The following is a 9,507-nucleotide window of genomic DNA, read 5'->3' on the forward strand; positions in this document are numbered from 1 at the left end:
ATTCGACCGTCGCGACCAAGGACATTAAGTGTCGTTCAAACCAAAGCGCTTCGTTGGCGTAGCACTTGTAGCAGCGGGACTGATTTGCCTCGCAATGGTTTCAATGAGAGCGCTCCACGAACCGTTTTACAACTACGCCTGGAGCACCTCGTTCAACGGGTTCAGCCGTGTCCTACCCGTGACCGGATGGGCCGCTGTTCGAGTCTGGACCTTCTGGGGATTAGCTACAGCGATACTATCGCTAATGATTTTGCATATCGATCCCGGACTGGAATCAGGCGATGCATTGCTGGGTGGTGCGGCTGGAACGTGGATCTTTGCTTACGTTGCGGGTAACCTGCTGGGCCCGATAGGCGCCTTCAGGCCGGCGACAATCTGGCTCATGGTGTTTGCGGCAATCGGCTGGTTGTGGAGGAATCCGCCGGTTATCGTGCTGAGAGCGCCTTCGACCGGACAGAAGCTCGCGCTGCTCGCCTGCGTGCTTATGGCCATAGGATCGCTGCCGTTGCAGCTTGGCTCTCCAATACCGCCCTACATGGACGTGCTCAGCATCCCGGCGTCAGCGCAGCGTATCGTGACATTTGGCAGGTACCTGCCTTTCGATAGCGATCCCTATGGTTACTGGACGCCGCTCGCTCAAACGCCCGGCCTCGAACTGTTCTATGCGCTGTTGGCAATTGGCAGCTTCACCAAGCTAGCGGTGGTCGCAGAGATGGCGGCGCTGGTTCCGATGTCTTGTCTGATCATTTTTGCGACCTATCGGCTCGGACGCTCGCTGATGGGAGACGCAGCAGGCGGTATGGCATCGATGCTGCTATTCGCGGCCACGCTACTCTCGCGGGCGCAAACTATGCGCGGGACCGCGGTCGCCTTCGCGCTAGTCGCACTGGGCCTGGCCTTCTTCATCGATCCTGACCGTAGGCCGATCAAAACTGCCCTGGCGGGATTGGCGCTGGGAACAGCAATCGCCTCTCATGCGATCATTGGAGGACTCGCAATAGCGACAGCTTTCAGCACGCTATTCGTCGAGCTTCTCAGGGGTGATGGAGAGGACGCATTCGCAAAAGCGGTCTGCCTGCTGGGCGCCTTGCTGATCGCCGTGCCGGAGTTCGCTGTCGGCCTAGGCGCGAAGTTACCTTATCCGATTCTGCCATTTTCGCAGCTCTCGGGCATCGGGATAGTATGCCTCGCCGCAAGGTTGCCGCCTGCGCGACTTCGCGACGGTGCAACCTTTGGGAAATGGGTCCCCGCGGCGTTGATAGCTATGATGCTTGTTCTTTTGGTGTGGCGGCCCGGGCCGTTGGTGATGCTAGGCGGTCTGCTTGACGCCTTTCCGATGCTGCTTGTGATGGCTGTCAGCGGATTGATGATCGTATTTTGCGAACGGAACCATTCGAATCAGCTATGGACGATAGCAACCGCGCTTCTGGGGGCTGGATTCGTTGAATATTGTGCAAGAACGAACTTGTTCGCATCGGGTGGCACTGCGCAAGCTTTCGGCTTTGACGATGTCGTAAATAAGATCGGCGAATATTGGTATCCGTATTTGCTGATATTTCCAGCGGCTGCCGGATTCGATTGGCTATTTCGGTGCTGCTCGAAACCGCTAGCACTTATGGCGCTGTTGGCGTTCTTGATGTTTCCCTGGTTGCAGCGACCGGATCTTGACGTCGGCTATATGCAACATTCTATCGCGCAGCAGTGGGCAGTGGACTGGCTGATTGCCAAGCAAGGATGGTGGGGAGACACGCCTGACACTCGCTGGGCCCAAAGTCCGCCCGAACTAGCTCTAAATGAGAAGCTACGCGATGAAATCCTGGCCGGCAGAATCACCACTGCGACTCATATCGTCCACGTTACCTCTCACACAATCATGTGGCAGGACGTTTTGCTGTTCTCGGTCTATACCGGGATTGACGACGACCTATACGTCGTGAAACCGGCTGCAGGCCTCGGTCAGGGCGGGACGGCCGGCGGCCGACTGCGCCCAGTCTCGATGTTGCCGGCTGCTATCGCCAAGTTTCCAGCCTACGTTGTTGTACATAACGATCCGCCACCGGAACTATCATTGCCGCTAAACGGCTACGATCAGATTTTCAACGAAGGCAGAATTCGCCTCTATCGGCGTCACGACCTGACACCGCGGGCGGTTGCGTCAGAAGCGCACGGATAGTTGCGCGCTACTCCGCAGTTTGCCGCGAATCAGTTCCGCTGCGGCGCGGCTATACCATTTCAGGTAGCGTGGTAACCATCGCCAGAGTTTGAAGTTCGAGCTACCGGTCGTGCGATCGATCCATCGCGATGGAACCTCACCGATGCGCCATCTTGCGCGCAAAGCTTTGGCCATGATTTCAAGATTTATTTCGAAACCGCCTCCTCCTTCGATCAGGAGCTCCCGAAGACGGCTAGTTCGATAGAGCTTGAAACTGTTCGTGGGATCGTGAGTCGGAAGCCCAACAAGATTAAGCGACAACCCAGCTATCCGAGATAGCTTGCCTTTGAGCCACGGACCACCAATCTGTTCGCCACCTGCCATATAGCGGGAGCCGGAAACCAGATCGTAGCCTTGATCGAAAAGCGCGAGCATCGGCAGTAACGCGCGCAAGTCGTCGCTGCGATCCGCCATCATTACAATCAGCGCATCACCGCGCGCGGCTGCAAAACCGGTTTTCAACGCGTTGGCCGGGCCGCGACCTAGAGTGTTCTGTATCAACCTGCACTCCAATCCCGGCATGGGCGTCATCGATCGAACGACCGGCAGAGTCGAGTCAGTATCGTCGTCATAGACGATGAGTAACTCGGCCGGCCTGCCAAAAGCGTCGCGCAAAGATTCCAGCATCGATCGAATGCCTTCGGCCTCATTGCGAACTGGAATGACGACGCTTAATTTGCCGATCACATGCGGCCTTGCTTCCACTGGAGTTCGATCCATGGAACAACTTCGTTGAGTACGTCGTCGAGAGTAGTCGTGGCATTGAAGCCCAGCAAGTCGCTCGCCTTCCGCACATCAGGCATCCGCACCTGGACGTCGTAAGGATAAGCGGGGTCGTTCACGTAGCGGAAGGGCTTGCTGCCGTTGATCTTCTTCCAGATCAGTTCCGCCAGTTCGAGCACAGTGGTCGATTTGCCGGTCGAGATGTTCACGTCGTCGTTAATAGTGCGCTCGCTTTCAAGCGCTAGTCTGATTCCTAGAGCAACGTCACCGCCATAGGTGTAGTGCCTTACCTGCTCTCCACTTCCAAGAATGTGCAGCGGATCCTGTCCTTCGAGCACTTTGAGCACAAGATCGGGCAGCACGTGGCTCATCGCGAGCTTGACGTTGCCGGACAAAATGATAGGGGCATTAAGCGCGCGTCCCTCGCCAATTCCGACGCAGTTGAATGGTCGGACGATAGTATAGGGAAGTTGATACTGCTCCCAGGCGCCGCGCGCGAAGTACTCAGTGGCGAGTTTCTGAAAGCCGTAGGTAGAGTGAGGAGGAGGGCTGGTCAGTTGCGCGCCTTCAGGGGTGGGAAAGACGGTCGCACCTTCAAATACCATCGACGACGAAATTACCACGATGCGCCTGAGACCACGCTCCCGACGGGCCCACAAGGCGGCGTCGAAAGCGGCGGCAGTGATTCGTTCGTTCTCCGCGAGCAAATCGTAGGCATACTCGTGAAAGTAAGAAATCCCGCCGATTCGGGCAGCCGCCGCGACCAGCACTTCGACCTGACCGACTATCGACTTAAGTAAGTCCAGGTTCTTGGCGTCGCCGCTTACAAAGTGATAGTTCGGATGATTGTCGTAACTACGGCTAATCTCACCGTACTTGGAATAATTATCGATTCCGAACACCGCATGTCCGGCTTTCAGAAGATCTTCAACCAGGTAACCGGTGATGAATCCGGCTGAACCAGTGACGCAAATCTTCATAGCCGCCGCCCCTGGCCGCGCAGGTTCCAGATATCGATAACCCGCTTGTCGCCGAAGTCCAGGTTCTTGTAAGCCTTGTGCGGGGTAGCGACTATGACGATGTCAGACCTGTCGATGACAGTGTCTGCCGGAAGCAGGCCCGGCCGGCGCACGTAAGGATCGGCACAAAGCACACCGCCAGCCTCGATTTCCAGCAAGCTCCTTAGCTTATGAGATAGCGAATCCCGTTCGTCGTCCACTTCAGCCTTGAAGGCCATGCCAAGAATCCCGACAACTTTAAAAGCCAGGTCAGGTTCCGACTTCCTGAGGCTATTGACAATGAACTGCGGAAGTCCCTCATTGACAAGCATCGCAGCATGGCCGAGAAAAAAGCTGTTCTGGGTAAAGGAAGCAAGCTGCATGGTATCCTTGAAGAGACAGGGACCTGCCGCGAACCCCGGCGGCGGAAAATCGGCTGAACGCGGATAGTTGTGGGTGATGCCGTGATAGATAACATCGTAATCGACACCTAACTCGGTTGCAATCATGTAGTACTGGTTTGCGACGGCAAATTTGATGTAACGCCAGGCATTAGTAAAAAGCTTTGCCAGCTCGGCCTCGAGCGGCTGCATTTCAACGATCTCTTTGCTGAGCGAGGAAAACAGTTTGCGGCTCCGGGCGAGTCCCGCCGCGCTAAAGGCTGACACAATCTGCGGCAGGCCGAACAGTTCGCTGAGTCCACGGCCCTGCATGATTCTTTCCGGACATACTGCGAGGTCGATCTTGAAGCCGTGGGTTGACAGCCATCGCTCGATCCGTGCGGAGGTCCCCGGGTACAAGGTGCTGCGCAGGATAATCAGCTGCCCGTCTCGCAGATATGGCTTAAAGGATCTAAGGATGTCGTCGATAGCCTCGAAGGACGGTGTCAGGTGACTGTCGATAGGCGTTCCTACCACCAATACCAGCGCGTCGCTATTCGAGACGACGTGCGGATCGGCGCCAATTGTCAGGCGGCCACTGGCGAGAGCTTCGCGAAGCATCCTTTCGCCGTCTTCCTCCATGAAGGGCATCTCGCCGCGGCTTACTTGTCTGCTGGCTTCGCGATCAATGTCGTAGATCGCGACGCGCTTACCGCGAATCGCGAACGCGATCGAAAGCGGCAAGCCAACGTGGCCGCATCCGCCAATTACGCAAACGTCATAGGTCACAATTCATGACCTCCCAGGTTGACTATACATCATAACAGACAGTTCAAGTAGCCGGCCTGGTTGCAACTATGAACATCTGCTTGCCCATCAGCCACTGTGCGAGTCGCACCCTGAGGTATAGGCGCACCATCCAGCCTGCAGCCGGCAATCTGCTCTTGAACGTATAAGGAAGAAACCTGGGTATCGCTAGTTCTATCCGAAAGCCATTCTTGACCAGTGCTTCCTGCATGCTGAGATGGCTAAGCGGAGTGAAGTGATCATAGAAGTCCCAGTAACGCGAACCGAGGTACCGAATATTGGGTTGCAGGATGAGAAGCTTGCCGCCCGGTCGAAGGCGACCAAGAATTTGCGTAAGGACCGTATCGAGGTCGCGCTTGGTTTCGAGGTGCTCAAAGAAATTACTGACAAAAGCCACGTCGAATGAGTCAGGCGGCAAGGCCGACATATCGCGGCAGTCGCCGACGACCACGCTTACGCCCGGAGCCGCGTAGCGAGCTATGTCCGGGTTCGCATCCAGGGCCACCTTGTGCCCGCATTCGATGTGGTTGATGAACTCGCAATAACCGGCGGCGACGTCAAGCACGCGATCGCGCGGCCCCACATAGCGGCTGAAAAAGTCATGGCACAAGATGGCCCACACGCGGTCCTTGGCCGCGACTTCCGTCTCGGAAAAACGGGCCTGGTAAAGCCGTGCAAGCTGGCGAGCTTCGCTACTATCGATCGCGGAGTTCGATTTCGTCAATTGATCACCCGGCGCTGCAATCGATCCTAGGCGAAACAGCAAACGAACTAAAGCCCCGCGCGCAGCCATTCAGTTCCATGCTTGGATTGCTACAGGCGCAGTGGACTTACACCGGCTAGCTGCTCATCGTGCGCAGCGGGCTGAGGCCGCTTGTTCGCGATGCTCCTCCTGGGCGCGATACTGGTGGTTTATTGGCGGCTATCACAGCGGCATCGATTTCGCGGGCCGCAACCGGCGACGGCGCAAGAAATCGCGAAGATGGAAGCGGCGCTCAGCCAATAGGAATTCAGCATTTTCGCTTGCGCCCGCGATTTGACGCCAGATTAATCGTTCCTTGCTCTTGCAGAATGCGGTCGACTAGATCGATAGTACAGTCGTCAATTATCCGATCGGTATGTTGATGCCGGGAAGGGCGACGCCCGGCAAGTTGATGGCCGCAGGCTTGAGGTAGAAATGGCTCTGAAACAGTCTGTACGCGAAGAAACGCACAAGGTCGGCGCAGATCAGCTAATCGTGCTCAAGGGCGGATCGGGCAAGGCGGTGCTCATACTGCATGAAGAGTTGGGATATCCGGGCTGGATGAAATGGAACGAGGCGCTGAGCGAGCGGCGAACTTTGGTGACGCCGCTCTACCCCGGGTACGGGCGCACTCCCAGGGCCGACTGGATCATGAACATCCGCGATTTGGGGAACTTTATCGCGCGCTTCGTGCGGGAGCAGAATCTCGCGCCGATCGACGTGATCGGTTTTTCGCTTGGCGGATGGGTTGCGGCTGAAATGGCGGCGAACGATCCGGCGATCTTTTCGAAAATCGTGCTGATCGCGCCGACCGGTATTCGTCCGCCCGAAGGCGAGATCAAGGATCTGTTCACGGTGCCGGCGCTGATCTATCTGCGCGAGTCGGTGCTTAAATATGAATCTTCGAAAGAGTTCAGCGCACTCTACGACGGCGGCCTTTCGCCTGAACAATACGAGGCGTTCGAGGATGCGCGCGCGGAAACGGCGCGGCTCGCATGGCAGCCCTACATGTTCAATCCGAGCCTGCCGCATCTGCTCGACGGCACTGCGAATGCGCCGACCTTGCTAGTGTGGGGACGCGACGATCAGGTGGTGCCGCTTTCAGCGTGCCAGGTGTATCAGAAGTCGATGAAGAACGTGCGCGCGTTGGTGCTCGACGGATGCGGTCATCGGCCGGAAGTGGAGAAATCGGAACAGTTCATCAAGGAAGTGCAGAATTTTCTCGGATAACGAAACGAGCGGAGGACGGCTATGCATATAATGTGGTTCACCGAACGGCAGTATCACTACGATCCCGAAACCGAACCGGAACGGAGCGCGAAGCTGGAGAATCAGATCCTCCGCAATCGCAGCTTTTTCGGTTTGCCCAACGAGAATTTCGATGCGCAGCAAGGATCGATGCTGCTCAACGAGTACCTCGACGAAAAGATTTACTCCGAAGATCTCGGCTTCGACGGGCTGATGCTCAATGAGCATCACGGCACGCCGTTTTGCCTCGGCGCGGTGATGGACGTCGAGGCGGCGGTGCTGGCGAAAGCCACCAAGAAGGCGAAGATCGTGCTGCTGGGCAATCCGGTGCCGACGGTCGCGAATGCGCTGCGGCTCGCGGAAGAGCTCGCGATGATCGATCTGATCTCGAAGGGGCGGCTGGTGCCCGGATGGGTGCGTGGCGCCGGCAGCGAGCAGCTCGCCAACAACGCCAATCCCGCTTACAACCGCGAGTACTTCGAGGAAGGCGTCGATTTCATCTTGAAGGCGTGGACCAAGCCGGGGCCGTTCCGCTACGAGGGCAAGCATTTTCATTTCCGCTTCGTGAATCCGTGGGTGCTGCCGCTGCAGAAGCCGCATCCGCCGATTTGGATTCCCGGGCTGATCAGTCCCGACACGGCAGTGTGGTGCGCGAAGAAGCGCTTCCCGTATATCGCGCTCGCGACGCGACTCGAGCCGACCGTCGAGATGTGGAATATGTACACCGAGGCGGCGGCGCGCGAAGGCTACCAGGCGGGGCCGGAGAATTTCGGTTATCTGCAGCCGGTGTTCGTCAGCGACAATCAGCAGCGCGCCGAAGAACTCGGCAAACGATTTCTGTACGGCGGCGCGTTCGCGCATTTCGCGCGGCCCGAGTGGATGTTCCCGCCCGGATACAATTCGAAAGAGGCGACCCGCCGCCTCGCACGGCTGCCATTGGCCGAGAACCTGCCGGGCAAACCGATCCATGAAGGCGGTGGCAACGAGACCGACGAGGAACTCAAGGAACTGCGCGACGGTGTTTACGCGCGGTACGATGAAAGCAGGCGCAACTTGCAGATGATCGCGGGCACGCCCGACTACGTGATTCCGCGGCTGCGCAAGGTGCTCGAGGTCTTGCGGCCGGGAATCTTCTCGTTCTGGCTCGACGGACCGGTGGGCTACAAGGATCGAGTCAAGTGCCTCGAGATGCTCGGCCGCGACGTTATACCCGCGATGCGCGAGATGGGAAAGGAACTCGGACTCGTCGATCCGTTCCAGCGCGCGCCGGGCTCGGTGCCGCTCGCGTCGGGGCGCAAGCCTGAGAGCGTGGCGCATCCGGACGGGCTCGCCTCGATGCCCGCATAGCGCGGCGCGGCCCCAACGGAGAGCATGTTCAGAATCGGCAAGCTGTTTCATCTGACCCAGGTCGTGAGTGACCTGGGTCAGGTGGATAAATTTTACGACGACGTTTTCGCCGTTACCCGGTTCTATCACGGGTACGCGAAGGCGGCCGGCCGCGACGCATCGCTGATCGCGATCGGCGAAGTCATCATGGAGCCGATGACGCCGGCGCGCGTCGCCAATCTTCGCAATCAGTCGGTCAAGCGGTTTCACGATCGCTTCGGACAGCATCTGCATTCGATCGCGTGGTACGTCGATGACGTTGCGCAAATCTCGACGCATCTCGATCAGCATCGGCTGCGGTTGTTCGACGTCACCGGTAATCGCGTGACGCCGCCGAATGAAAAGTTCGCGGTGTGGACTCATCCGAAGGAAACCCACGGGCAACTCGAGTTCGCGGTGATCGGCGCCAACACGATCGATCCGCGCCTGCAGCCGGCGTGGTCGAACGAATACTGGCGCGAACGTCATCCGCTCGGAATCGAGCGCGCCTCGCATATCACGGCCGTGGTAAGAGACGTGTCGCTGGCGAAGAAGTTTTACGTCGAGGTGCTCGGCGCGAAGCTAATCGACGAGCGCAGCGTGGCGAATCGCAAGCAGAGCGCGTTTGTCGCGGTCGGGGAAGATACGGTCGTCGAGTTGGCGCAGCCGACCTCGTCGAATACTCCGGAGGGTCAGGACCTCGAGCGCAATGGCGAAGGATTTTTCGCGCTGACATTCAAGACGCGCAATCTCGCCAAGGCAGCGGAGTTTCTCAAATCGAAACATCTGCGCGCGCATCCTGAGGGTGTCGATTCGATCACGCTTGGCCCCGACCAGGCTTTCGGGATGACGATCGGATTCACCGAGCGCTCGCTCCCGAACGATCCGCGCGACAACTAGAATAACTTTATAGATGCCCCTCGACTCCGCTGTGCTCCGCCTCGGGAACGCCTGCGGCGTTGGCTCGCGAAAGCTCGCCTTTAGGAGATGCCCCTCGACTCCGCTGTCTGACTGATTAGCGATTCGGCCCTG

At 58.0% G+C, this 9,507-nt stretch carries 8 protein-coding genes; 4 read left to right on the forward strand and 4 right to left on the reverse strand.

All coding sequences use genetic code 11. The features are described 5' to 3' along the window. Window positions 1-28: 28 nt before the first annotated feature. The gene (locus Q7S58_RS07170; protein ID WP_304822676.1) at window positions 29-2,173 is read left to right on the forward strand and encodes a hypothetical protein; all 2,145 of its coding nucleotides are present in this window, start codon (window positions 29-31) and stop codon (window positions 2,171-2,173) included. On the opposite strand, the gene Q7S58_RS07175 is transcribed toward Q7S58_RS07170, so the two are convergent. Genes Q7S58_RS07175 through Q7S58_RS07190 form a run of 4 tightly spaced genes read right to left on the reverse strand, consistent with a single transcriptional unit; the run spans window position 2,156 to window position 5,913 of the window. Beyond that, entirely contained in the window at window positions 2,156-2,917 is a 762-nt protein-coding gene (locus Q7S58_RS07175) for a glycosyltransferase (protein WP_304822678.1), read from the reverse strand. The two genes, Q7S58_RS07170 and Q7S58_RS07175, sit on opposite strands and share 18 nt — an antisense overlap. Then, on the reverse strand, window positions 2,896-3,915 hold the full coding sequence (locus tag Q7S58_RS07180; RefSeq protein WP_304822681.1) for an NAD(P)-dependent oxidoreductase: 1,020 nt from the start codon (window positions 3,913-3,915) through the stop codon (window positions 2,896-2,898). The genes Q7S58_RS07175 and Q7S58_RS07180 overlap by 22 nt, the downstream gene beginning before the upstream one ends. Next, window positions 3,912-5,102: a nucleotide sugar dehydrogenase gene (locus Q7S58_RS07185; protein ID WP_304822684.1), complete on the reverse strand. Its 1,191-nt coding sequence runs from the start codon at window positions 5,100-5,102 to the stop codon at window positions 3,912-3,914. The genes Q7S58_RS07180 and Q7S58_RS07185 overlap by 4 nt, the downstream gene beginning before the upstream one ends. 43 nt (window positions 5,103-5,145) lie before the next feature. Continuing rightward, window positions 5,146-5,913, reverse strand: a complete 768-nt coding sequence (locus tag Q7S58_RS07190) for a bifunctional 2-polyprenyl-6-hydroxyphenol methylase/3-demethylubiquinol 3-O-methyltransferase UbiG (RefSeq protein WP_304822687.1) — start codon at window positions 5,911-5,913, stop codon at window positions 5,146-5,148. 384 nt (window positions 5,914-6,297) lie between these two features. Here Q7S58_RS07190 and Q7S58_RS07195 point away from each other — a divergent pair, with 384 nt between their 5' ends. The 3 genes from Q7S58_RS07195 to Q7S58_RS07205 are packed head-to-tail and all read left to right on the forward strand — an operon-like array spanning window position 6,298 to window position 9,375. Beyond that, window positions 6,298-7,092: an alpha/beta fold hydrolase gene (locus Q7S58_RS07195; RefSeq protein WP_304822690.1), complete on the forward strand. Its 795-nt coding sequence runs from the start codon at window positions 6,298-6,300 to the stop codon at window positions 7,090-7,092. Between the two features lie 21 nt (window positions 7,093-7,113). Next, complete coding sequence (locus Q7S58_RS07200; RefSeq protein ID WP_304822693.1) at window positions 7,114-8,457, forward strand: LLM class flavin-dependent oxidoreductase; 1,344 nt, start codon at window positions 7,114-7,116, stop codon at window positions 8,455-8,457. A 24-nt stretch (window positions 8,458-8,481) separates the two neighbouring features. Beyond that, on the forward strand, window positions 8,482-9,375 hold the full coding sequence (locus Q7S58_RS07205; RefSeq protein ID WP_304822695.1) for a VOC family protein: 894 nt from the start codon (window positions 8,482-8,484) through the stop codon (window positions 9,373-9,375). Window positions 9,376-9,507 lie beyond the last annotated feature (132 nt).

The organism is Candidatus Binatus sp. (genome assembly GCF_030646925.1).
In the GTDB taxonomy this organism is placed as follows: Bacteria; Desulfobacterota; Binatia; order Binatales; family Binataceae; genus Binatus.